This is a genomic window from Bradyrhizobium sp. Unk1, from assembly GCF_059512345.1.
On sequence record NZ_JCAMOP010000031.1, the window covers coordinates 43923 to 67811 of the forward strand.

Here is a 23889-nt window from a genome sequence, read left to right on the forward strand (position 1 = left end):
GGGCGCTTTGTCGCGGGATCGGGGAGATGGCACGCTGGAAGCAGGCATGGAGCGAAGAAGACCTTGGCAGGCTGAAGGTCTTGGCAGGCACCAAGCCGATTGCAGTGATCGCGAAAGAGCTCGGCCGGACCAGCGGCACGGTGCTGGCGAAGGCGATTGAGCAGAAGCTCCCTGTCATTTGTCGGACGAAGCGCCAGGAACAATAATTGGATGTAGCGGAACCCATCAGGCTCCCTTGCGCCGAACGCTCGTGCCGCCGCTGTGCTCGACCACGCGAGCGCGCTGCTGGCGGCGGCATGACGTGTCTCTAGCCGCGCGGTGAGCGCGGCGTCCTGCGCTTCACCGCATGCCGGCGCGGCGAGCGGGTCACGCGAGGCCGCAGGCGGGTTGCCGCGGCGGCGCGCCGGGGCTTGGGCTGGGCCTTCGGGCCGCGGGCGAGATCCATCAGCATGCGCAATGCCTCGACCACCGAGCGCTGGCGCACGGCGATCCGACCGATCGCGCCAAAGCGATGCTCGCGATGGACGATGCGGCCGTCGCGCGCGGCAACCGCAAAATGCACGAGGCCGACCGGCTTGCCGGGCGTGGCGCCGCCGGGGCCGGCGATACCGGTGATGGCAACGGCGAGATCGACGTCGGCCCGCTCCAGCGCGCCGACCGCCATTGCAGTTGCGGTCTCCTTGCTGACGGCGCCGAAATTCGCAAGCGTGCTCGCCTCGACCCCCAGCATCGCGCGCTTGGCGTCATTGGAATAAGTGACGAAACCGCGGTCGATCACGTCGGAGGAGCCGGGAATGTCGGTCAGCGCGCCGGCAACCAGGCCGCCGGTGCAGGACTCGGCAGTGGCGATCGTCAGCTTGCGCATCCGGCACAGATCGAGCAGCGAGCGGGAGAGGGCGCGTGCGTCGCTGCCGCCCATGACCTAGACGCTCCAGGGCAGACGGATGGTGGCGCTCGCGGTGGCCGCGATGCCTTCCTCGCGTCCGGTGAATCCGAGCCGCTCGCTGGTGGTCGCCTTCACCGCGACGCGGGAGATGTCGACCCGGGAGATCTCGGCGATGCGGGCGCGCATGGTGTCGCGCAAGGGGCCGATCTTCGGCCGCTCGCAGATCATGGTCACCTCGAGGTTGGCGACGCGGCCGCCGCGCTCCGCAACGCGCTCGATGGCGTATTTCAGGAACTGGTCGGAGGAAGCCCCCTTCCATTTCGCATCGCTCGGCGGAAAGTGCGAGCCGATATCACCGTCGGCGAGTGCGCCGAGGATGGCGTCGACCAGCGCATGCAGGCCGACATCGCCGTCGGAATGAGCGAGGAAGCCTTTGGTGTGCGGCACCCGCACGCCACAGATCATCACGTGGTCGCCTTCGCCGAAGGCGTGCACGTCATAGCCGGTGCCGGTCCTGATGTCGCCGAGCAGGCTGGCCAGGCGCGCTTCCTCGCGCACGAAATCCTCGGGAGTGGTGAGCTTCATATTGGCAACATCGCCTTCAAAGGTTGCGACCGTCAATCCCGCCCATTCGGCAATCGCGGCATCGTCGGTGAAATCGCTGCGCCCGTCCTTCGCCGCGCGACGATGCGCCTCGAGGATGACGTCGAAACGAAAGGATTGCGGCGTCTGCGCGATTCGCAAGGCTGAGCGGTCCGGCGTGTCCTCGACATTGCCGCTCTCGCCGGTGACCTTGATGGTGTCGGTGACGGGAACGACGGGGAGCGCGGCGCCGGTGCGGCTGGCCGCCTCGATTGCGCGCGAGATCACGCCTGCCGAGACGAAGGGGCGCGCGGCGTCGTGGATAAGAACGATATCGGGCTTATGCTTGGCGAGTGCTTCGAGCCCTGCGAGCACGGAGGCCTGCCGCGTCGCGCCGCCATTGGTCGGCGGCTCATGGCTCAGTCCTGCGACCGCCGCCGCGAACATGGCGCTGTCGTCGGGGTTCACCACCGGCTGCACGGCAAACACGTCGGGGTGGCGGCTGAAGGCTTCCATGGCGCGGTAGATCACGGGGACGCCGCCGATCTCGCGATATTGCTTGGGACCACCGGCGCCAGCCCGCAGGCCGCGTCCGGCCGCGACGAGAACGACTGCGGTGCGCTGTGATTTCGCCATAGGACTCAAATACTCAGTTGGTGATGAAGAGAGTCGGGGAGTGGGGTGATTGCCGCATGCCTCTAGCACGGCAGGCCCGCAAAAAAAGGGGGTTTCCCCGGATTGTGGGAAACAGCATTTTGCTGCACTGCACTTGAAAGATTTGCAGAACTGTCTAAACTGTAGGCATGACGCTTGGCTGCACAAGAATTGTGCGCAAGATAGGTCATGGCAGGCGCGATGAGGCCCTGCCTACGCAACGAGACCCCTGTGACCGGCTCGGCAGTATCAGGCTCTAAGCCGTTGAAAATTGGCGATATCGAGGTCGCCACCCCGGTCTTCCTGGCGCCGATGTCGGGGGTCACCGACTCGCCCGTCCGCCGGCTCGCCGCCGAGCTCGGGGCCGGTCTGGTCGTGTCCGAAATGACCGCCAGCGATGAGCTCGCGAACGGCCACAAGATGTCTCGGTTGCGCTGCGAACCGACCGGGATCGGGCCTCATGTGGTCCAGCTCGCCGGCTGCGAGGCGCATTGGATGGCCGAAGGGGCCCGGATCGCGGAAGCCGGAGGCGCCGACATCATCGACATCAACATGGGCTGTCCGGCCCGGCACGTCACCGGCGGCCAGTCCGGCTCCGCCCTGATGCGCGATCTCGACCATGCCGTCAGCCTGATCGATGCGACGATCGCGGCGGTGAAGGTGCCGGTGACGCTGAAGATGCGGCTCGGCTGGGACGATCACACCCGCAATGCGCCGGAATTGGCGCGGCGTGCGGAAGCCGCCGGCATCAAGCTCGTCACCGTGCACGGCCGCACCCGCTGCCAGTTCTACAAGGGCGAGGCCGATTGGGATGCGATCCGCGCGGTGCGCGAAGCGATCTCCATTCCGCTCGTCGTCAACGGCGACATCACCACTTACGAGAAGGCGCTCGCGGCTTTGGAGGCCTCCGGCGCCGATGCCGTGATGATCGGCCGCGGCGCGCAGGGGCAGCCCTGGTTGCCCGGCGAGATCGGCCGCCGCCTGAAGGGCGGGGCGATCGAAGCCGCGCCGTCGCTCGAGACGCAGCTGCATTATGTCCGCACGCTCTATGAGGGCGTCTGCGCGCTCTACGGCCTGCGCATCGGCCTCCGGCACGCGCGAAAACATCTCGGCTGGGCGCTCGACGTTGCGGCCGATGTGAGCCGTGCGCCGGCCGAGAAGCTCAAAGCCTGGCGTCAGAAGATCCTCACCTCCGAGGATCCGCGCCTCGTCCACCAGTCCCTGCAAGATGCCTTCGACGACTTCGCATGGAGCGCTGCTGCATGAGCTTAGCCGCTGACCATCGCCGGCCGCTTCCGTCCGAGAGCGATGCGATCCTGGATGCGCTGCCCAATCCCGTGCTCATGATCGGGCCGGACGGCAAGATCGTCGCCGCCAACATCGCGACCGAAGCCTTCTTCGACATCTCGACGCAGTTCCTGAAACGGCAGTCGCTGAAAGAGCTGGTGCCGTTCGGCAGCCCGTTGCTGGCGCTGATCGACCAGGTTCGCTCGTCCAACTCGCCGGTCAACGAATACAAGGTCGATCTGGGCACGCCACGCATGGGGGGCGACCGCCAGGTCGATCTGCATGTCGCTCCGCTGACGGAGCGGCCCGGCCATATCGTGGTGATGCTCCAGGAGCGCTCCATCGCCGACAAGATGGACCGCCAGCTCACCCATCGCAGCGCCGCGCGCTCGGTGATCGCGCTGGCCGCCATGCTGGCGCATGAGATCAAGAATCCGCTCTCCGGCATCCGCGGCGCGGCGCAGCTGCTGGAGCAGCAGGCCTCGTCCGAGGACCGCATGCTGACGCGGCTGATCTGCGACGAGGCCGACCGCATCGTGACGCTGGTCGACCGCATGGAGGTGTTCGGCGACGAGCGCCCCGTGGTGCGCGGTCCCGTCAACATCCATTCCGTGCTCGATCACGTGAAGCGACTGGCGCAGTCGGGCTTTGCCCGCAACATCCGCTTCATCGAGGATTATGATCCCTCGCTGCCGCCGGTCCTGGCGAACCAGGATCAGCTCATCCAGGTGTTCCTCAACCTCGTGAAGAACGCCGCCGAAGCGCTGATCGACGTCCCCGACGCCGAGATCCAGCTCACCACTGCGTTCCGTCCCGGCGTGCGCCTGTCAGTCCCCGGTCAAAAATCCCGTGTATCCCTGCCGCTCGAGTTCTGCGTGAAGGACAACGGACCAGGCGTGCCGGACGATCTTCTGCCCAACCTGTTCGATCCCTTCGTGACCACCAAGCAGACCGGCTCGGGTCTTGGCCTGGCGCTCGTCGCAAAGATCATCGGAGATCACGGGGGCATCATCGAATGCGAGTCTCAGCCGCGCAAGACCACCTTCCGCGTGCTGATGCCGATGTATTCCACATCGGTCAAACATGCCGATCAAAGCAGCCGCGACGGCTCTGCCGGGAAGTCGTCGTCTGCGTCACAGGGGGCGAAATGAGGATTAACGATGCCCGCAGGTAGCATTCTCGTTGCGGATGACGACACCGCCATTCGCACAGTTCTCAATCAGGCACTGTCCCGCGCCGGCTATGAGGTCAGGCTCACCGGCAATGCCGCAACGCTGTGGCGCTGGGTCAGCCAGGGGGAGGGCGATCTCGTCATCACCGACGTGGTGATGCCCGACGAGAACGCCTTCGACCTGCTGCCGCGGATCAAGAAGATGCGGCCCAATCTGCCCGTCATCGTCATGAGCGCGCAGAACACGTTCATGACCGCGATCCGCGCGTCCGAGCGCGGGGCGTACGAATATCTGCCAAAGCCCTTCGACCTGAAGGAGCTGATCGCCATCGTCGGCCGCGCGCTGGCCGAGCCGAAGGAACGGGTCTCGACGCCGGACGAAGACGCCGAGATGGAGGCGATCCCGCTGGTCGGCCGCTCGCCGGCGATGCAAGAAATCTACCGCGTGCTGGCGCGCCTGATGCAGACCGACCTCACCGTGATGATCACGGGCGAGTCCGGCACAGGCAAGGAGCTGGTGGCGCGCGCGCTGCACGATTACGGCAAGCGCCGCAACGGCCCGTTCGTCGCGGTCAACATGGCGGCGATCCCGCGTGACCTCATCGAGTCCGAACTGTTCGGCCACGAGCGCGGCGCCTTCACCGGCGCCAACACCCGCGCCTCGGGCCGGTTCGAGCAGGCCGAGGGCGGCACGCTGTTCCTGGACGAGATCGGCGACATGCCGATGGAGGCGCAGACCCGCCTGCTGCGCGTGCTCCAGCAGGGCGAATACACCACCGTCGGCGGCCGCACCCCGATCAAGACCGACGTGCGGATCGTCGCGGCGTCCAACAAGGACCTGCGCGTCCTGATCCAGCAGGGCTTGTTCCGCGAGGATTTGTTCTTCCGCCTCAACGTCGTGCCGCTGCGGCTGCCCCCCTTGCGCGAGCGCATCGAAGACCTGCCGGACCTCGTGCGGCACTTCTTCACGCTGGCCGAGAAGGACGGCCTGCCGCCCAAGAAGCTCGATGCGCTGGCGCTGGAGCGGATGAAGCAGCACCGCTGGCCCGGCAACGTGCGCGAGCTCGAGAACCTCGCCCGGCGCCTCGCCGCGCTCTACCCGCAGGACGTGATCACCGGATCCGTCATCGACGGCGAGCTGGCGCCCCCCACGGTCAGCCCCGGTGCCGCGGTCCAGCAGGGCGTCGACAATCTCGGCGGCGCCGTGGAGGCCTATCTGTCCTCGCACTTCCAGGGCTTCCCGAACGGCGTGCCGCCGCCGGGCCTCTATCACCGCATCCTCAAGGAGATCGAGGTGCCGCTGCTCACGGCCGCGCTCGCCGCCACCCGCGGCAACCAGATCCGCGCAGCCGATTTGCTCGGTCTCAACCGCAACACGCTGCGGAAGAAGATCCGGGACCTCGATATCCAGGTGTATCGGAGCGGGGGCTAGTCTTCCCGAACGGACGGTGGCTCAGCTCCCCCTACCAAAGCGGAGCTGAGCCTGTCCGGATCGCGCTGGCCGTTGTGGCTGGCGCGGTGAGCAAAAGTCCGAATCAGGCCGAAACGTTCCGTTGGAACCTTGTTATTCGACCGCAGGGCGCTGCGTCGTGCTCATCTGATCAGCCGCCCCGAGACCGGCTGGGCGCTGGCGACATTCGCCAGCGGCTGCTGCACCCCGAGACCGTTGACCAAGAGGTCGGCGGCTACGATCAGCAGCAGCACGGCCGATACCATCATCGCGAGAAAGAACCTGTCCATGGCGGTCAAGCCGCAGGGGCGGGAAGCCGTTCCCGCAAGGGAGGTTTGCCAGAACAGCGGCCTGTGGATGCGCCGGTCCGTCGCGGCCAGGGCGCCGCGGAATTGTCGCAATTCGGCAACAATGTGGTACGAATACATCAGTATCCGCCCGCCGCGGACCCCGTTTTCAGCACCATTGCCGGAATGATCAGCGCAGATACCTCGGCCGCACACTTCGACACGGCCCCAGCGGAAGAGCCCCGGCGTTGGTCGGTGCGGCGCTGGCTGGCGCCCCTTGCCGTGGCGATGGCGCTGCTCTCGGCCCTCCTGACCTTCCTGGTCCTGACCGGTCTCACGAGGATCGAGCCGACGCCGGAGGTGGTCCGCTCGTTCTATCTGATCAATGCGGCCACGATCCTGCTGCTGGTCGGCATCATCGTCCGCGAGCTCTGGCAGCTGATCCTGGCACGTCGGCGGGGCCGGGCGGCGGCGCGCCTCCATGTCCAGATCGTCAGCCTGTTCTCGATCGTGGCGGTGCTGCCGGCGGTGCTGGTCGCCGTCGTCGCCAACGTCACCATCGAGCGCGGCCTCGACCGGCTGTTCTCCGGCCCGACCAAGGAGGTGATCCAGAATTCGCTGACGATCGCGCGGGCCTACATGCAGGACCACGCGCAGCTGATCCGCGGCGACATTCTCGGCATGGCCAACGACATCGCCCACGCCCGGCCGCTCTACGACCAGGACCGCCGCTCGTTCCGCGAGCTGCTGACCGCCAGCGCCGGCTCCCGCAACCTGCCGGGCGCGATGATCATCGACAAGAACACCAATATCCTGGAGTCGGCCGACACCGGCATGCGGCTCGCCTATTCGCCCCCGGCGCCGGACTTCCTCAGCAACGTCAACGAATCCGAGCCCGAGATCGCGGTGCTGCCGGATGCGAGCTTCGTCGCCGCGGTGATCCGCCTGCGCGCCTTCAGCGACACCTTCCTCTATGTCGCGCGGCCTCTTGATCCGAATGTTGTTCAACAGCTCAAGCAGACCGAGGTCAGCGTCGCCGAATACGCCCAGATCGAGTCGCGCCGGCTCGGGATCCAGGTCGCCTTCGCGCTGATGTTCGCAGTGATCGCGCTGACCATCCTGATGGCCTCGGTGCTGATCGGCCTCAACTTCGCCAACTCGCTGGTGGCCCCGATCCGGCGGCTGATGAACGCCGCCCACACGGTCTCGACCGGCGACCTCCATGTGAAGGTGCCCGTGCATCAGTCGGAAGGCGACCTCGCCCAGCTGGGTGAGACCTTCAACAAGATGACGCAGGAATTGCGCAGCCAGCGCGACGAGCTCGTCAACGCCAGCGATCTCATCGACAGCCGCCGCCGCTTCATCGAGGCCGTGCTCTCGTCCGCAAGCGCCGGCATCATCGGCGTCGACAATTCGGGCAGCGTCGGCATCCTCAACCGCTCCGCCGAGAAGCTGATCGGGCACTCCGAAGCCGAGACGCTCGGCCATCCGCTCTCCGACGTGCTGCCCGAGCTCGAGGAGATGATGAAGACGGCGCGGGAAGGGACCCAGCGCCTGGTGCAGGGCCAGATCACGATCACGCGCGACGGCACCGAGCGCAACCTGTCGGTCCGCGTCAGCGCCGAGAAGACCAGCCAGCCGCACGACAGCTACATCATCACGCTCGACGACATCACCGAGCTGGTCTCGGCGCAGCGCACCTCGGCCTGGGGCGACGTCGCGCGCCGCATCGCGCATGAAATCAAGAATCCGCTGACGCCGATCCAGCTCTCGGCCGAGCGCATCCGCCGCAAGTTCGGCAAGGACATCACCGAGACCAAGGACAAGCAGATCTTCGAGCAGTGCACCGACACCATCGTGCGCCAGGTCGACGATATCCGCCGCATGGTCGACGAGTTCTCGCGTTTCGCGCGGATGCCCAAGCCGGTGATGGAGGGCGAGGACGTCGCCGACACCGTTCGGCAGGCGGTGTTCCTGATGAAGGTCGCCCATCCCGAGATCGATATCGAGGCCGAATTCAAGGAAGATCCGCTGCGCGCCCAGTTCGACCGGCGGCTGATCTCGCAGGCGGTCACCAACATCGTCAAGAACGCGACCGAGGCGATCGAGCAGGTCCCGCCGGAGGAGCTCGGCAAGGATTACGGCAAGGGCCGCATCGACGTCGTGGTCTCGCGCGAGGGCGAGGACGTCCTGGTCGACGTCATCGACAACGGCATCGGCCTGCCCAAGGTCGCGCGCTCGCGGCTCCTCGAGCCTTATGTGACGACACGGGCCAAGGGCACCGGCCTTGGCCTGGCGATCGTCGGCCGCGTGCTCGAAGACCATGGCGGGCGTATCGAGCTGAAGGACGCTTCCGATTTCCGCGAGGGCCAGCGCGGCGCGTGGATGCGGATGCGTTTTGCGATCTCCGGTGCCCCCGCGAAGAGCGAGGGGACCATGCAGGCATCGTCGGCCGCAAACGCGGTCACGGGCATCGCAACGCCGCCCGAAACAAAGCAGCCGGCCGCCGAAACCAAAGAGCCGGCTGAAAAGACCAATGATTCAACGAAGATCGAAGCCTCAACAGGCATCTGACAAGACAGGCGCGAACCATGGCAAGTGAAATTCTGATTGTCGATGATGAGGCCGATATTCGCGATCTCGTTGCGGGCATTCTCGAAGACGAGGGCTTCGTGACCCGGACCGCCCGCGACAGCGATACGGCGCTCGCCGAGATCGCCAATCGCAGGCCGCATCTGGTGTTTCTCGACATCTGGCTCCAGGGCTCCAAGCTCGACGGCTTGCAGCTGCTGGAGCAGGTCAAGAAGGACAATGCCGATCTGCCGGTCGTGATGATCTCCGGCCACGGCAACATCGAGACCGCGGTCGCCGCGATCAAGCGCGGCGCCTACGACTTCATCGAGAAGCCGTTCAAGGCCGACCGGCTGATCCTGGTCGCGAACAGAGCGCTCGAGAACTCGCGGCTCAAGCGCGAGGTCAAGGAGCTGAAGCAGCTCGCGCCGAGCGCAAGCTCGCTCGTCGGCCGCTCGCCGAGCATGAACCAGCTGCGCCAGACCATCGACCGCGCGGCCAAGGCCAACAGCCGCATCCTGATCGTCGGCCCGGCCGGCGCCGGCAAGGAGCTGACCGCGCGCACGCTGCATACGGCCTCGGGCCGTGCCGACGGTCCGTTCGTCGTGATCAACGCCGCCGCGATCACGCCGGAGCGCATGGAGCACGAGATGTTCGGTGTCGAGCAATCCAACGGCGAGCAGGCGCGCAAGCCCGGCGCGCTCGAGGAAGCCCATGGCGGCACGCTGTTCATCGACGAGATCGCGGACATGCCGCGCGAGACCCAGAACAAGATTTTGCGCGTGCTGGTCGAGCAGTCATTCCAGCGCGTCGGCGGCACCGCCAAGGTGCAGGTCGACGTCCGCATCATCTCCTCCACCGCGCGAAATCTCGAGGAGGAGATCGCGGCCGGCCATTTCCGCGAAGACCTCTATCATCGGCTCTCGGTGGTGCCGATCCGCGTGCCCGCGCTCTCGGAGCGGCGCGAGGACATTCCGGAATTGATCGACTATTTCATGGATCAGATCTCGGCCGGTAGCGGCCTGCCCAAGCGGCAGATCGGGCAGGACGCGATGGCGGTGCTGCAATCGCATGTCTGGCCCGGCAATGTGCGCCAGCTCCGCAATAACGTTGAGAGAGTCATGATTCTGGCCGCGGGTGGACCGGAGGTAATCATCACCGCCGACATGCTGCCGCAGGACGTCGGCTCGATGGTGCCGGCGATGCCGACCAGCAACAATGGCGAGCACATCATGGGGCTGCCGCTGCGCGAAGCGCGCGAAGTGTTCGAGCGCGACTATTTGATTGCACAGATCAGCCGTTTTTCAGGAAATATTTCTCGCACGGCTGAGTTTGTTGGCATGGAACGTTCGGCGTTGCACCGGAAGCTGAAGGCGCTCGGTGTCGGCTGACACCGCGACGTCGCGGCCGCACCTCAGGGATTCGCGAGGAAAATCATCGATTTCCGTAGTTTTTCGGGGCAATTGGGCGTGGCCTGCCGCGTGAAGCGGCTTGCCTAATAACCCGTCCTGTCCTCTAATTGAACCGCTGTTCCTCCGAGGGGGATCTCATGAGGAATAGCAACCGGAAGAGGCCCCGAATGTCACAAAGAGGGCCGCAACCGGCGCAATAAAAAGAAACTCAAAGCGAGAAAAAAACAATGGCGGCAGACCGCGCACAAAACCTACAGGACACCTTCCTCAATCACGTTCGCAAAACCAAGACGCCACTGACGATCTTTCTGGTCAACGGAGTGAAGCTCCAGGGCATCGTGACCTGGTTCGACAATTTCTGTTTGCTGCTTCGGCGCGACGGTCACTCGCAGCTTGTCTACAAGCATGCGATCTCGACCATCATGCCGGGCGCTCCGATCCAGTTGTTCGAAGGCGGCGAGGATCAGCCGGCTTGAGAGTGACCTGATTGGAACCCCGGAATTTCGACGGGGAGGCCGACCGTCCGCGGTCGGCAGGGGCGAAGCAGACGGGGCGGGTGCTTGTCATCGGCCCCTACTTGCGTGTGCGCGCGGGCGGTGCCGATGCGCAATCGGAAAGCCATGTTCAGCGTGACGCGGAGGCCCGGCTCGATGAGGCCGCCGGCCTCGCGCGCGCGATCGACCTCGTCATTGCCGATGCCATCATCGCGCCGATCAGCCAGATCCGCCCCGCGACCTATATCGGCAAGGGCAAGGTCGAGGAGATCGCCGCGCTGGCCAAGAGCCTCGACGTCGAGCTCGTGGTGATGGATTGCGCGCTGGCGCCGATCCAGCAGCGCAATCTCGAGAAGGAGTTGCACGCCAAGGTGCTCGACCGCACCGGGCTCATCCTGGAAATCTTCGGCCGCCGCGCCAAGACCAAGGAAGGCTCGCTCCAGGTCGAGCTTGCGCATCTCAACTACCAGCGCTCGCGCCTCGTTCGCTCCTGGACCCATCTGGAACGCCAGCGCGGCGGTTTCGGTTTCATGGGCGGTCCCGGCGAGACCCAGATCGAGGCCGACCGCCGCCTGATCCAGGAGCGCATCTCGAAACTCGAGGGCGAGCTGAAGAAGGTGCAGGCGACGCGGCGGCTGCATCGTGCCGGCCGCCAGCGCGTGCCGTATCGCGTGGTTGCGCTGGTCGGCTACACCAATGCCGGCAAGTCGACACTGTTCAACCGCCTGACCCGCGCCGACGTTCAGGCCGCCGACATGCTGTTCGCCACACTCGATCCGACGCTACGCGCGCTCACTTTGCCGCATGGCGGCAAGGCGATGCTGTCCGACACCGTCGGCTTCATCTCCAACCTGCCGACCCAGCTCGTCGCCGCTTTCCGTGCCACGCTGGAAGAGGTGCTGGAGGCCGACGTCATCCTGCATGTGCGCGACATCTCGCACGAGGATGCCGAGGCCCAGCAGAGCGACGTCGACGCCGTGCTGCGCCAGCTCGGCATCAATCCTGACGATAGCGGCCGCATCATCGAGGTCTGGAACAAGATCGACCGTTACGACACCGAGCAACGCGAAGAGCTTCTGAATATCGCAGCGCGCAGACCGGAAGATCATCCGGCGATGCTGGTCTCAGCCGTGTCAGGCGAGGGCGTCGACGCGCTGCTCGCCGCGATCGAGGAACGGCTCGCCGCAAAGCGCACCACGCTCGATCTCTCCATCGACGCCGCCGACGGCGCCGGCATCAGCTGGCTGCACAGGAATTCCGAGGTGCTGGTGAAGGAGCTGCACGACGGCCGCTTCGACATGACCGTACGGGTGGACGAGACCAAGCGGGATATCGTGGTGAACCGGTTCGATGCCGTGCCGCGCGTGGCGTGATCCGAAGGGCGCGGTGCGCCCGACAGGCTTGCGTGCGATATCGGCCATATCCGCGTTTCTGGGTTCAGACGCGTAACGCTAGAATGGAATGGTCAGGCCCGGAGTTTTCGCCTGCGCCTTGGTATAGGCGACGCCGTGGACCTTGATCCCACGCTCATCCAGCAACGAAATGATGCCGCCCTGGTTCGACAATTCCATCGGCTTCTGCACGACGACGGCGAGCGTGCCCCCGGCTGCGATCTTCCCTGACAGGGCCATCTTGTTCTTCTGCTTGTCGGCCAGCATCCAGCCGGTGAGATCGATGTCGCGATCGGCCGTATTAAGCAGCGTGACGACTTCCCGCTCGGGCGTCTTCACGGCGTTGACGAGTGCAGCAATGATGCGCACGAGTCCGTCAGGCATTTGCCCGGTCGGAGGAGCGGTCGGATCTGGCGGCTGTGTCGGCGTGCCGAGATCGATGGGGTCACCGGTCTTGTCGTCGGTGTGCCAGGCCTGCGTCTGGAATTTGAGGAAGACCGCCGTCCATAGCTTCTGATCCGGGAATTCGAACACCAGCCCGCCGTCTTGCCACGGCCCGTTGTCGCCCGAGAACCTTCCGATCGGATTTCCCTGATTCATATGGATGTCGTGGATGCCGCGACCCGGCCGGAAGCCGAAATAATTGTCCGCCTTGGTTTCCGGCCCCCATGTCTCACCGAATGCGTACACCATCGCGCTTTCGTTCGAGAGCGCGCGCTGGACGAACTGGTCGAGCTTCTCGTTGAGGTCATTGTCCGGTCCGGGCACGGACAGCGGCAGAGGGATCATCTCCTGCGGCTGCATCAGATTGCCGCGAATGAAGTCCAGCGCGATGCTGGCCGGCTTCGGCGGCTGCGGGTGCAGGCCCTCCGGCAGCACCGCGAGATGGTCGGTGATCGGATGGACGAAGTGCGATCGCACCAGGAACTCGACTTCGCTTCCGTCGCCTGACTGCACATTCACGGCGATGCGGAAATCCGCGTTGTCGGCCACGACATGGACTTGATAGTGTGGCGACTGGCCGGTGCCGAAACGCATCGCGATCGGGCGTCCCTTGAGGACCGAATAGTGCTTTAGCGGCATCGCACTCACCTGACGTGGGGTTTCGGCTGCGCGGGCTCCGTTGCTCAACTTTAGACTGCTTGTCGTGACGGTTTCATGGCTTGACTGCGATCCGCCATGACCGCCTCGCTGCATTCGGGAAAAGATGCTGACCTATATCTCCTTCGCGACCGCGTCGATCCTTGCGGGTACGCCTATGGAGAATGCCGCAACGCTAGCGACGGGCCTGCGAGCGAGTCTCTGATAGCGGTTTCGCCTCACTCTTCGCCGCGTTCCACAGCGCGTCCATCTCCGCCAGCGACGCCTGCTCCAGCGTCCGCCCCTGCGCCTCGAGCGCGCGCTCGATGAAGGCGAAGCGCCGCTCGAACTTTGCATTCGTCGCGCGTAGCGCGGCCTCCGGATCGGCATCGACGTGGCGGGCGAGGTTGACGAGCGCGAACATCAAGTCGCCAGTCTCTTCCGCCAGCCCCTCGCTGTCGTTGCGGTCGAGCGCCGCCTCGATCTCGTCGGCTTCTTCGCGGATTTTCGCCAGCACCGCGCGCGGGTCGTTCCAGTCGAAGCCGACGGTGGAGGCCTTGCGCTGGAGCTCCATCGCGCGCGTCAGCGCGGGCTGGCCGGCCTTGACGCCCGAGAGCAACGACTTGTGCGTCGGCGTTTCCTCCGGCGGTCTGCGCGCCGCACGTTCGGCTTTCTCCTCGGCCTTGATGCGGTCCCAGACCTCCTTGACGTGGGAGGCGGCGAGGTTGCCGTCCTTGTCGGCGAAGACGTGGGGGTGACGCCGGATCATCTTGCGGGTGATGGCCTCGACGACGTCGCCAAAGCCAAAGGCATTCTGTTCTGAAGCCATCTGGGCGTGGAACACGACCTGGAGCAGGAGGTCGCCGAGCTCCTCTCTGAGATCGTCGAGATCGCCGCGGCTGATCGCCTCGACCACCTCATAGGCTTCCTCGATCGTGTAGGGCGCGATCGTCGCAAAATCCTGCTCGAGGTCCCAGGGGCAGCCGGTCACCGGCGTGCGCAGCGCCGCCATGATCTCGATCAGGCGGGAAATGTCACGGGAAGGGGTCATTGCGCGGCAGTCTCCTGGCTCCAAAGCCTTATGCCAAAACCAGCCCGCCGTTCCCAGCGCGGCGCGGCGGAACAGGCCGATTTCCACCGATTGGCGGCAGATTGGCGAGGTGCTAAAGCGCGGGCCATGAGTGACGCATTTTCATCACAAACCGCGCTGGTGCTGTTTTCCGGCGGGCAGGACTCCACCACCTGCCTCGCCTGGGCGCTGAGCCGCTTTGCGCGCGTGGAGACGCTGGGTTTCGAGTATGGCCAGCGCCATGCCATCGAGCTTGCCTGCCGCGACCGGCTGTTCGACGGCATCAAGGGCCTGCGCGCAGACTGGGCCGCAAGGCTCGGCGAGAGCCACACGCTGTCGATCCCGACGTTGGCGGCCGTGTCCGAGACAGCGCTGACGCGCGACGTCGCCATCGCGATGGGCGCCGACGGCCTGCCGAACACGTTCGTGCCCGGCCGCAATCTGGTGTTCCTGACCTTCGCCGCGGCGCTGGCCTACCGGCGCGGCATCACCCACATCGTCGGCGGCATGTGCGAGACCGATTATTCCGGCTATCCCGATTGCCGCGACGACACCATCCGCGCCATGCAGGCCGCGCTCTCGCTCGGCATGGCCAGGCAATTCGAGCTGCATACGCCGCTGATGTGGATCGACAAGGCGGCGACGTGGCAGCTCGCCCACGACCTCGGCGGCGCAGGACTGGTCGATCTCATCCGCGAGCATTCGCACACCTGCTATCTCGGCGAACGCGGCGCGCAGCATGAGTGGGGATACGGATGCGGCGAGTGCCCGGCGTGCAGTTTGCGGGCGAAGGGATGGCGGGAGTTTGCGGCGGGACGCTGAGGCCAGATATTCGGTGTCATCACCCGCGAAAGCGGGTGATCCAGTATCCCAGAGACCGTGCTTGAGTCGAGAGGCCGCGGCGTACTGGATTCCCCGCTTTCGCGGGGAATGACAGCGGAGGGCTTGGCACGAGCGTGCCTCCTACCGAACTACCGAAAATCTTCTTCCCGCAGCTCGATCGGCTTGCCGTGCGGCGTGCGGTCGGCGGCGTGATCCCAGGCGTCGCGGTAGCGGTGCAGCGTCTCCATCGATGCGACGCCTTTGCGCGCGACGAGTCCCTCCAGCGTGGCGAGCCAATGCATGTAGTAAGTCTCGCCCGTGTCGGGGTCACCGGCGGCCTGCGCGCGCTTGATCTCGGAGGCCAAGGCTGCGGCCCATTCCGGCCAGGTGAACACGCCGCGCTCGTGCAGCGTCAGCGCCATCGCAAACGCATGCGCTTCCCAGGGCGCGCGGAACACCGGGCCGTCGTCATCGCGCGGAATGCTCGGAATGGCCGCCGTCGCGGCGGCCGCAGCCGGGCTGCTCATCACGCCGGGTCCAGATAGGGTTCGAAGGCGTCGATCGACACCTTCAAGGTCGGATCACCGTCCGCGCCCCAGAGGTCGCGGCCCTCGAAGACGACCGTGTAAAGCCATTGCGGATTTTCGCCGAGCTCCATCGCCGCCGAATCCGGAAACACGTGGCAGCCATGGTTCAGCTCGACGACGCCGACATGGCCGCGCACATAACGCGGCAGCCGTGTGTGCGTGGCCGGATGAATGTTCCTGGCGCGGACGCGATCGCCGATGTTGAATTTTGCCGGGGTTGGAGCAGGGCGGCCGAACTTGCCGCGCACCATGACGCGCTCGACATTGGCGAGGTCGAACTTGCCGTGCTTGAGCGCCTTTGCAGGCTGCATCGCGTGCCCGGCGGCGACCTCATCGCGGGTGAGATAGCCCTTCTCGACCAGCATCTCCTCGAGCCCGAGAAACCATTTCTTGTAGTAGGAGCTCGAAAGATAGACGTGCGGCGGCAGCGTCTCGCGATAGAAGCGCGAGGTGTCGATGTTGAAGGCGCCCGCCGCGCCCATCGCGCGCACCATGGCGAGAACACGCGATTCCCACTCCTCGTGAAACATCGGCTCGTTCGGCTCGGCCTCGACCTTGCCAAAACCGTCCATGCCGCCCATGTCGTGGACGCCATTCATGACGGCGCTCCAGGCGTTTTGGGAAAGCCGGTGCCGATCATGGAATCGCGCGTGACGAGCTCGGCGAGCTGTTCCTCGCTCCAGCCTTCGGTGCCCGCGGGGCGCATCGGCAGCACCAGGAAGCGGGTCTCGGCGGTGGAATCCCAAACTCGGATTTCCATGTCCTTCGGCAGCGCGACGTCGAAATCGGCGAGCACGCCGCGCGGGTCCTTCACCGCGCGCGAACGATAGGGCGCTGCCTTGTACCAGACCGGCGGCAGCCCCAGCATTTCCCAGGGGTAGCAGGAGCACAGCGTGCACACGACCATGTTGTGCCGCTGCGACGTGTTCTCGACCACGACGAGATGGTCGCCGACGCGGCTGACATGGCCGAGCGTGCCGATGGCCTTCGAGCCGTCCTCCAGCAGCGCCTTTTTGAACGCCGGATCGGTCCAGGCCTTGGCGACGACGCGCGCGCCGTTGTGGGGTCCGATCCTGGTCTCATAGGCCTGGATGATGGCGTCGAGCGCGGCCGGCTCGACATAGCCTTTTTCGGTCAGGATCGTCTCGAGTGCGCGCACGCGCAGCTCGGTCTCCGACAACTCGGAATGGTCGTGATGATGGTCGTGATCGTGGCTCATGGCGCAAAGATAGGCGCAATGGTCCCTGCCTGTCGAGTATGCGCTGGGGCGCAACCGGGTCCCATATTCGTGAGGCCAGATGTAGGCTAGCCTCGCAGCGAAGCGGATAGGGAGACATTGGTGACGGACTTCGTGAAGATCGAGAAGGGGCTCGGACCGGAGGGGCGGATTGCGGTGGTGCGGTTCGACCGCGGCGACGGCATCAACGCGCTCTCGCCGGAGGCGCTGCGCCAGCTCACCGCGGCCGCGCGCAGCTTCGAGGATGATGCCGCAACGTCCGTTGTGGTTCTGACGGGCAGCACCAGCGCCTTCAGCGCCGGCTTCGACTTGAAAGACGCCGAAGGGCGCTCGCGCAAGGACATGGATCTCGGCACGCTGCGGCGGCATCTCAAGCTCGGGCCGCGTCTGACCCATGCCTGGCAGGAGATGGAGCAGATCACGATCGCGGCCATTGAGGGTTTTTGCGTCGGCGGCGGCGTCGCGCTGGCCGTGGCGCTCGACTTCCGCGTGATGGGGCGCAATGCGCATCTGCGCGTGCCCGAGATCGGGCTCGGCATGAACATGAGCTGGCAGAGCATCCCGCGCATGCTGCATCTGATCGGGCCGGCCCGCACCAAGCAGGCGGTGATCCTGGCCGACCAGCGCATCAGCGCTGATGAGGCCTATGAATGGGGCCTGGTGGAACAGGTGACCGATCCCGGCCATGCGTTCGATGCCGCCATGGAGCTTGCCCGGAAGGTCGCCGTGCAGCCGCCGCTCTCGGTCGCCATGACCAAGCTGACCGTCAACCGGCTCGCGCATGCGCTGGACGATCTCGCTAGCCATATGGACGTCGACCAGTTCGCGCTGGCGAGTCTCACCGAAGACCACAAGGAGGGCGTCGAGGCGTTCCTGACCCGTCGCAAGCCGCGCTTCAAGGGGCGGTAGAACGTGAAGCCAGGCCATTGATCGCGCCGCGGACAGTCCGTATACGCCGCGCTAGGACAAAAACGGCTCGGCCAACGGGCGGTACAATGCGACGACAATCGAGGGGGGAGGGCCGATGGCCGCTAGCTCGCAGACGCCTCAGGCAAAAGGGTTTAGCTGGAAGCTGATCGCGCCGCTCGTGGTGTGGCTGGCCATCTATCTGTGGCCGGTGCCGACCGGCCTCAATGCCAATCAGTGGCACTATTTTGCCGTGTTCGCGGCCGTCATCACCGGACTCATCCTGGAATCGATGCCGGTCGGCGCGGTCGGGTTCATCGGACTGACGGTCGCGGGCGTCGCCGGCTATATCGATCCCGATCCCGGCAAATCGCTGCGCTGGATGCTGGCAGGATTTGCCGAGAGCACGGTGTGGCTGATCGTCGGCGCCTTCGTATTCTCGATCGGTTATCGCAAGAGCCAGCTCGGCCGCCGCATCGCACTGGTGCTGGTGCAGAAGCTCGGCCGCAACACACTCGGGCTCGGCTACGCCGTGGCGATGTCGGACTTCCTGCTCGCGCCGGCGACGCCATCCAACACCGCGCGCAGTGGCGGCATCGTCTATCCCATCATCAGCAACATCCCGCGCATCTACGGCTCCGAGCCCGGACCGACCGCCGGCAAGATCGGCACTTATGTGATGTGGACGGCGTTTGCGGCAACCGCGATTACCAGCTCGCTGTTCTTCACCGCGCTCGCGCCCAATGCGGCCGCGCTTGCGATCGCCAAGAAGACCGCCGGCGTCGAGGTGAGCTGGGCGCAGTGGTTCATCGGCTTTGCGCCGCTGGGCATCCTCCTGATGATCCTCGTGCCGCTGCTCAGCTATGTGGTCTGCCGTCCCGAGGTGAAGCGCAGCCCGGAAATCGCCGAATGGGCGGCCAACGAGCTCAGCACGATGGGCCCGATGTCGCGCAACGAGTGGATCATGCTGGCTCTGATCATCCTCGCGATGTTCCTTTGGATCGCGGGCTCGAGCCCGGACATCCACGTTCCCGGGATCGGCTCGAACTTCGTCAACGCCACCACCGTCGTGTTCATCGTGATCTCGCTGATGCTGGTGACCGGCGTGATCGAGTTCGCCGACATCGTCAGCGAGAAGAGCGCCTGGGAGGTCTTCTTCTATTTCACCTCGCTCTTGACGCTCGCCTCAGGGCTCAACGAAATCGGCTTCATCAAATGGTTCGCGACCGAATACGCAAAACCGCTCGCGGGGCTGTCGCCGTCGACCGCGATGATCCTTCTGGTCGCGCTGTTCTTCTGGATCCACTATTTCTTTTCGAGCATCACCTCGCATGCCGCCGCCGTGCTCCCGGTCGTGCTCGCGGTTGGCTCCGGCATCCCCGGCCTGCCGGTCACGACGCTCGCCATGCTCTGCATGTATTCGCTCGGCCTGATGGGCGTGATCTCGCCTTACGCGACGGGACCCGCGCCGATGTATTTCGGCAGCGGCTATATCGGGAAGGGCCAGTTCTGGGGCTTTGGGCTGCTGTTCGGGCTGCTCTATTTCGCCGGACTGCTGCTGATCGTGCTGCCCTGGTTGCAGATCAGCTGAGCGGGGCCGGAAGCTCATACCCCCGGCAGACGAATTTTCTTCGCCGGGGTGGGATTAGGGAAACTTCGTCCAACTCCCCGCAAATATCTGACATTGCAAGAAAGACCTGAAAAGGTGATGGTGCGTGCTGCAGTGCAGCGCGTTCCACCCGAGCCCTCACCGCGATTTCACTCTCCGTCGCTCGACGCGACCCGGTTCCCGAATGCCCCAGGGGCAACAGGAACCGTTGTGCATGAAGGCCGCCTCCATGAACGCCCACCAATCGCTCGCGATCGGACAGAAGATCGACAGGCTTGAAGCGATTTCACCGGCCGCCCGGAACGCTGACGCGATGGTCCGTTTCGAGGGCGTCTCGAAGATCTATCCGGCCTATCGCGGCAAGCCCGGCGTCAACGCGCTGCAAGACATCGACTTCGCGATTGCGCGCGGCTCGATCACCGGCGTCATCGGCCGCTCCGGCGCCGGCAAGTCGAGCCTGGTCCGGCTGATCAACGGGCTTGAGAAGCCGACCACGGGCCGCGTGATCGTCGATGACAGCGATATCTCGGTGCTGGCAGGGCGCGAATTGCGGCTGGCGCAACGCTCGATCGGGATGATCTTCCAGCATTTCAACCTGCTGTCGTCGCGCACGGCGGCCGACAACATCGCGCTGCCGCTCGAGATCGCCGGCTGGGCCAAGGCCGACATCAAGGCCCGCGTCGCCGACTTGCTGGCGCTGGTCGGCATCGCCGACAAGCACGACCGCTATCCTTCCGAACTCTCGGGTGGCCAGAAGCAGCGCGTCGGCATTGCCCGTGCGCTGGCGACGCGGCCGAGCGTGCTGCTGTCGGACGAGGCGACCTCGGCGCTCGACCCGCAGACCACGCGCGCGATCCTCGATCTGCTCGCCAACATCAACCGCGAGCTCGGGGTGACCATCGTACTGATCACCCACGAAATGTCCGTGGTGCGGCAGCTCGCCAAGGAAGTCGTGGTGCTCGACGCCGGCCATGTCGTCGAGAGCGGCCATGTCGCCGACATCTTCACTCATCCCAAGCATCCGATCACGCAGTCCTTCCTCGCGGAAGTCATCGGCGACAGCCTGCCGGTCTCGCTGGCAAGCCGGATCGTCTCGGAGCCGACTGCCGGCGGACAGGCCGTGATCCGCGTCCAGGTGCGCGGGGCAGGGGCCGGCGACACGGTGGTAGCGCGGCTCGCCCGCGAGCTCGGCCTCGACATGGCGCTGCTGTCGGCCCGCATCGACGAGATCGGCGGCCAGCATGTGGGCTCACTGACACTCGGTATTCCGGGTGGCGAGGACGCGGTGACGCGCACGCTCGCCTGGCTCTCTCAATATCAACTCTCGGCGGAGCGTCTCGGCTATGTCGCCTGAACTCATCAACTTGATCATCCAGGCGACCGGCGAAAGCCTGTATATGGTCGGAATCGCGGCGCTGCTCGGCACCGCCTTCGGCCTGCCGCTCGGCGTCTTCCTTGCGACCAGCCGAAAAAGGGAGCTGTTCGCGGCTCCCGCAATCAATCGCGTGCTCGGCATCGTCGTCAATGCGACGCGCTCCACGCCCTTCATCATCCTGGTTGTCGCGATCATCCCGTTCACCCGGCTGATTGCCGGCACCTCGATCGGCTCGACCGCCGCAATCGTGCCGCTGGTCATCGCGTCGACGCCGTTCATCGCGCGCCTCGTTGAAGCTGCAATTCGTGAGGTCGATGGCGGCCTGATCGAGACTGCGTCGTCGTTCGGGGCCTCGCCGATCCAGATCGTGCTCAAGGTGCTGATCCCCGAAGCGCTGCCGGGACTGCTGCTGGCACTGACGCTCGCCGTGGTCAGCCTGCTCGGCTACTCCGCCATGGTCGGCGCCGTCGGCGGCGGCGGGCTCGGCGATCTCGGCATCCGCTACGGCTATCAGCGTTTCATGCCGGAGATGATGCTCGCCGTCGTCGTCGTGCTGATCGCGCTGGTGCAGCTGGTCCAGAGCGCGGGCGATTATCTCGCACGCCGGGTCAACCGCCGGCTACGGCAGCGCTGATACAGGTCAGGCCGCTAGCCTCGCGCGCCGCAGCGTCTCCGAGGGCAGTTCGGAGAAGTGGCGCTTGTAGTCGAGTGAGAACTGGCTGAAGTGCCAGAAGCCGTATTGCACGGCGACGTCGTAAACCGAGGTTTCGGCGCCGCCGGCGCGCTTCAGATCCCGGCGCACCCGGTTTAGCCGCATCGCGCGCCAATAGTGCATCGGGCTCGTACCCACGACTTCCTGGAAGCAATAGCCGAGCTTGCGCGGGCTCGCACCGACCGCCTTGCAGACCTCCAGCAGCGACAGCGAGCGATCGCCGCTGCCATGCATCAGCTCGCGGGCGCGATCCACGGTGCGCTTGCGCGCCGCTGCGCTGCGGCCGGGATCGCTGGGCTGGCCCGTCGGCAGCATGTCCATGATCTCGACGAGGAGGGCGTCCTCCAGCGCCTGCCGCGCGGCCGGATCGTCGAACCGTTCGGGTGCGGCCGTGATGGTCTCGTGAATGGCGGCGAGATGGGCGCGCAGCCGCGCGACCGGCGCCTCCGCCATCTCAATCACCCGCAACTGGTGCCAGACCGCGCGCGGCAATTCGATATCGAGCCGGGCCGCAAGCTCCGCGATCAGCGCCACGCTGGCGACGACACCGCGCAGCTCGAAGGCCTTCGGCGTACACATGTCAATCTCGGCGTCGATGCTGGCGATGACCTGGGAGCCCGCAACACTGGCGCCATTGCAATTGACCTCGCCGCCGCCGTGCCAGGGCAGGCCGATGCCAAAGCTGTCGGCACCGAGCTGGCCGTATTGGCGCACCTGCTGGCTGGTGATCTCACGGAAGACTTCGAGCCGGGGCAAAGAGAGTTGCGTGAAGCTGCCGCGGAAGGCGCCGGCGCTGATCTGGTCGTAGCTCAGCCGCCAGCGACCGAGCGCGGAGCAATGCTCGTCGACGTCGGTACTGCTCGCCTGAAACAGGTTTGCAGCCGAGTCTTGAATCGGAAGAGTTGCGCTTAAGCCCATGACAGCATGTCGAAATTTTGTAGCCCAGAGCTAGCAAAAACCACGCCAGACTGACACGGCCATGGCCGCTGTCCAGCAAAATATTGCCGGATCTCGATAACGCCCGATGCGGCCCGTGTGCAGTCTCTCCCTTGCCGATCCGACATCGCAGTCGGGATGGCCTTGCGGAGGATCGAGATGCGACCGACGGACATCATGCGCGGCAGCCCGCCTGCACCCGAGGCCCAGGTGACGCGCGGCAACTGGCGCAGCTTTCCCGCCATCCGCTGGGGCTTCACCCACACCCGCGAAGTGCTGCCGACCGCGGAAGTCCGCCGCTCGGCCCGTCCGTCGCCGATGCCGAGCTCGCCGCGCGAACTCACAAAACTCGCGTTCACGGCGCCGGACGGCAAGCCGACCACGATCGAGGCAACGCTGCGCGAGACCTTTTCCGATGTGCTGCTCGTGATGCACCGGGGCACGCTGATTCACGAATGGTACGGCGACGGCATGAGCGCGACCACGCCGCATCTGATCTGCTCCATCAGCAAGTCGATCGCCGGCACGCTCGGCGGCGTGCTGGCCGAGCGCGGCCTGCTCGATCCCGAGGCGAGGGTGGTGCGCTACGTGCCGGAGCTGGAGAATTCGGTCTATGGCAGCTGTACCGTCCGCAACGTCCTCGACATGGCGGTCGCGATCAAGTTCGAGGAGGACTACGAGGATCCGGCCGGCGACGTCGCACGCTATCGTTTCTCCTCGGGCTGGGACGTGCCGCCGCCGGGCGTCGAGGCCGGGCATCAGCGCGCCTATCTCACCACGCTGCGCGGAACGGGAAAGCCGCATGGCAAGGTGTTCCACTACGTCTCGACCAACACGGAAGTGCTCGGCTGGGTCTATGAGCGCGCCTGCGGCATGCCTTACCATCGCATCCTCTCCGATTATCTCTGGCAGCCGATGGGCGCCGAGGAGGATGGCTCCCTCACTCTCGACAGCCACGGCATGGGCCGCATCGCCGGCGGGCTTTCCGTCACCGCGCGCGATCTGCTGCGCTTCGGCGAAATGATCCGCTGCCGCGGCGTGGTCGAGGGACGGCAGGTGGTGCCGGGCTGGTGGATCGACGACATCCACGAGAACGGCGATCCGCAGGCGTGGACCGACGGCGATCTCGCCGACATCTTCCCGGGCGCCCGCTACCGCAGCAAATGGTACACGATCGATCCCTCGCGGAACGATCTCGCGGGGATCGGCATCCACGGCCAGTGGCTATATATCGACGCAGCCACCGACACCGTCATCGTCAAGCTCGCGACGCAGCCGAAGGCGATGGACGTTCCGCTCGACCACCGCTGGCTCGCCGCCTTCCGCGCCATCACCGCGCATCTCGCCCCGCGCTGATTTCTGGTCATCATC

23 protein-coding genes are annotated in these 23889 nt (G+C 65.6%); 14 read left to right on the forward strand and 9 right to left on the reverse strand.

Annotation, left to right across the window (positions count from 1 at the left end):
• Window positions 1-26 precede the first annotated feature (26 nt).
• Window positions 27-206, forward strand: coding sequence for a hypothetical protein (locus AC5ZFO_RS32670; protein WP_282519234.1), 180 nt, complete (start codon window positions 27-29; stop codon window positions 204-206).
• Between the two features lie 101 nt (window positions 207-307).
• Here the strand turns inward: AC5ZFO_RS32670 and AC5ZFO_RS32675 are convergent, their stop codons facing one another.
• Together AC5ZFO_RS32675 and AC5ZFO_RS32680 are read right to left on the reverse strand one after the other, a co-directional pair.
• Complete coding sequence (locus AC5ZFO_RS32675) at window positions 308-919, reverse strand: CinA family protein (protein WP_282519233.1); 612 nt, start codon at window positions 917-919, stop codon at window positions 308-310.
• Between the two features lie 3 nt (window positions 920-922).
• Window positions 923-2104: a bifunctional 2-C-methyl-D-erythritol 4-phosphate cytidylyltransferase/2-C-methyl-D-erythritol 2,4-cyclodiphosphate synthase gene (locus AC5ZFO_RS32680; RefSeq protein WP_282519232.1), complete on the reverse strand. Its 1182-nt coding sequence runs from the start codon at window positions 2102-2104 to the stop codon at window positions 923-925.
• Window positions 2105-2386: 282 nt separating this feature from the next.
• Here AC5ZFO_RS32680 and dusB point away from each other — a divergent pair, with 282 nt between their 5' ends.
• From dusB to ntrC, 3 genes are read left to right on the forward strand one after another with little or no spacing between them, the layout of a single operon-like run.
• The gene (dusB, locus tag AC5ZFO_RS32685) at window positions 2387-3388 is read left to right on the forward strand and encodes a tRNA dihydrouridine synthase DusB (protein ID WP_282519584.1); all 1002 of its coding nucleotides are present in this window, start codon (window positions 2387-2389) and stop codon (window positions 3386-3388) included.
• Window positions 3385-4560 carry a two-component system sensor histidine kinase NtrB gene (locus tag AC5ZFO_RS32690; protein ID WP_282519231.1) on the forward strand — a complete coding sequence of 392 codons (1176 nt, stop codon included), beginning with the start codon at window positions 3385-3387 and terminating at the stop codon, window positions 4558-4560. The genes dusB and AC5ZFO_RS32690 overlap by 4 nt, the downstream gene beginning before the upstream one ends.
• A gap of 9 nt (window positions 4561-4569) precedes the next feature.
• Window positions 4570-6012 carry a nitrogen regulation protein NR(I) gene (ntrC, locus tag AC5ZFO_RS32695; RefSeq protein WP_028147560.1) on the forward strand — a complete coding sequence of 481 codons (1443 nt, stop codon included), beginning with the start codon at window positions 4570-4572 and terminating at the stop codon, window positions 6010-6012.
• Between the two features lie 161 nt (window positions 6013-6173).
• Here the strand turns inward: ntrC and AC5ZFO_RS32700 are convergent, their stop codons facing one another.
• A complete protein-coding gene (locus AC5ZFO_RS32700; RefSeq protein ID WP_282519230.1) occupies window positions 6174-6458 on the reverse strand; it encodes a histidine kinase in 285 nt (94 codons plus the stop codon).
• Window positions 6459-6503: 45 nt separating this feature from the next.
• On the opposite strand from AC5ZFO_RS32700, the gene AC5ZFO_RS32705 reads away from it, so the two are divergent.
• The 4 genes from AC5ZFO_RS32705 to hflX all read left to right on the forward strand — a co-directional run bounded on the left by AC5ZFO_RS32705 (window position 6504) and on the right by hflX (window position 12167).
• Window positions 6504-8891 (forward strand): sensor histidine kinase, encoded by a 2388-nt coding sequence (locus AC5ZFO_RS32705; RefSeq protein WP_282519229.1) that lies wholly within the window; start codon window positions 6504-6506, stop codon window positions 8889-8891.
• 17 nt (window positions 8892-8908) lie between these two features.
• Complete coding sequence (gene ntrX, locus AC5ZFO_RS32710) at window positions 8909-10279, forward strand: nitrogen assimilation response regulator NtrX (RefSeq protein ID WP_282519228.1); 1371 nt, start codon at window positions 8909-8911, stop codon at window positions 10277-10279.
• A 248-nt stretch (window positions 10280-10527) separates the two neighbouring features.
• Window positions 10528-10776, forward strand: coding sequence for an RNA chaperone Hfq (gene hfq, locus AC5ZFO_RS32715; protein WP_007591126.1), 249 nt, complete (start codon window positions 10528-10530; stop codon window positions 10774-10776).
• A gap of 11 nt (window positions 10777-10787) precedes the next feature.
• On the forward strand, window positions 10788-12167 hold the full coding sequence (hflX, locus tag AC5ZFO_RS32720) for a GTPase HflX (RefSeq protein WP_282519227.1): 1380 nt from the start codon (window positions 10788-10790) through the stop codon (window positions 12165-12167).
• A 78-nt stretch (window positions 12168-12245) separates the two neighbouring features.
• Here the strand turns inward: hflX and AC5ZFO_RS32725 are convergent, their stop codons facing one another.
• Both AC5ZFO_RS32725 and mazG read right to left on the reverse strand, forming a co-directional pair.
• Window positions 12246-13268: a DUF2278 family protein gene (locus AC5ZFO_RS32725; protein WP_282519226.1), complete on the reverse strand. Its 1023-nt coding sequence runs from the start codon at window positions 13266-13268 to the stop codon at window positions 12246-12248.
• A gap of 193 nt (window positions 13269-13461) precedes the next feature.
• Window positions 13462-14316, reverse strand: coding sequence for a nucleoside triphosphate pyrophosphohydrolase (gene mazG / locus AC5ZFO_RS32730; RefSeq protein ID WP_282519225.1), 855 nt, complete (start codon window positions 14314-14316; stop codon window positions 13462-13464).
• Window positions 14317-14442: 126 nt separating this feature from the next.
• Between mazG and queC the strand changes: the two genes are divergently transcribed.
• Window positions 14443-15156: a 7-cyano-7-deazaguanine synthase QueC gene (queC, locus tag AC5ZFO_RS32735; RefSeq protein ID WP_282519224.1), complete on the forward strand. Its 714-nt coding sequence runs from the start codon at window positions 14443-14445 to the stop codon at window positions 15154-15156.
• Between the two features lie 149 nt (window positions 15157-15305).
• On the opposite strand, the gene AC5ZFO_RS32740 is transcribed toward queC, so the two are convergent.
• From AC5ZFO_RS32740 to nthA, 3 genes are read right to left on the reverse strand one after another with little or no spacing between them, the layout of a single operon-like run.
• Window positions 15306-15683, reverse strand: a complete 378-nt coding sequence (locus AC5ZFO_RS32740) for a nitrile hydratase accessory protein (protein WP_282519223.1) — start codon at window positions 15681-15683, stop codon at window positions 15306-15308.
• Entirely contained in the window at window positions 15683-16342 is a 660-nt protein-coding gene (nthB, locus tag AC5ZFO_RS32745; protein ID WP_282519222.1) for a nitrile hydratase subunit beta, read from the reverse strand. The genes AC5ZFO_RS32740 and nthB overlap by 1 nt, the downstream gene beginning before the upstream one ends.
• On the reverse strand, window positions 16339-16962 hold the full coding sequence (nthA, locus tag AC5ZFO_RS32750) for a nitrile hydratase subunit alpha (protein ID WP_282519221.1): 624 nt from the start codon (window positions 16960-16962) through the stop codon (window positions 16339-16341). The genes nthB and nthA overlap by 4 nt, the downstream gene beginning before the upstream one ends.
• A gap of 120 nt (window positions 16963-17082) precedes the next feature.
• Here nthA and AC5ZFO_RS32755 point away from each other — a divergent pair, with 120 nt between their 5' ends.
• From AC5ZFO_RS32755 to AC5ZFO_RS32770, 4 genes are all read left to right on the forward strand, one after another.
• Window positions 17083-17889, forward strand: coding sequence for an enoyl-CoA hydratase/isomerase family protein (locus AC5ZFO_RS32755; RefSeq protein WP_282519220.1), 807 nt, complete (start codon window positions 17083-17085; stop codon window positions 17887-17889).
• A 115-nt stretch (window positions 17890-18004) separates the two neighbouring features.
• Window positions 18005-19477, forward strand: coding sequence for a DASS family sodium-coupled anion symporter (locus AC5ZFO_RS32760; protein WP_282519219.1), 1473 nt, complete (start codon window positions 18005-18007; stop codon window positions 19475-19477).
• A gap of 232 nt (window positions 19478-19709) precedes the next feature.
• Window positions 19710-20849 (forward strand): methionine ABC transporter ATP-binding protein, encoded by a 1140-nt coding sequence (locus AC5ZFO_RS32765; RefSeq protein WP_282519218.1) that lies wholly within the window; start codon window positions 19710-19712, stop codon window positions 20847-20849.
• Window positions 20839-21504, forward strand: a complete 666-nt coding sequence (locus tag AC5ZFO_RS32770; protein WP_282519217.1) for a methionine ABC transporter permease — start codon at window positions 20839-20841, stop codon at window positions 21502-21504. The genes AC5ZFO_RS32765 and AC5ZFO_RS32770 overlap by 11 nt, the downstream gene beginning before the upstream one ends.
• Before the next feature lie 6 nt (window positions 21505-21510).
• On the opposite strand, the gene AC5ZFO_RS32775 is transcribed toward AC5ZFO_RS32770, so the two are convergent.
• Complete coding sequence (locus AC5ZFO_RS32775; RefSeq protein WP_282519216.1) at window positions 21511-22500, reverse strand: helix-turn-helix domain-containing protein; 990 nt, start codon at window positions 22498-22500, stop codon at window positions 21511-21513.
• Window positions 22501-22677: 177 nt separating this feature from the next.
• On the opposite strand from AC5ZFO_RS32775, the gene AC5ZFO_RS32780 reads away from it, so the two are divergent.
• Window positions 22678-23874: a serine hydrolase domain-containing protein gene (locus AC5ZFO_RS32780; RefSeq protein WP_496123018.1), complete on the forward strand. Its 1197-nt coding sequence runs from the start codon at window positions 22678-22680 to the stop codon at window positions 23872-23874.
• Window positions 23875-23889 lie beyond the last annotated feature (15 nt).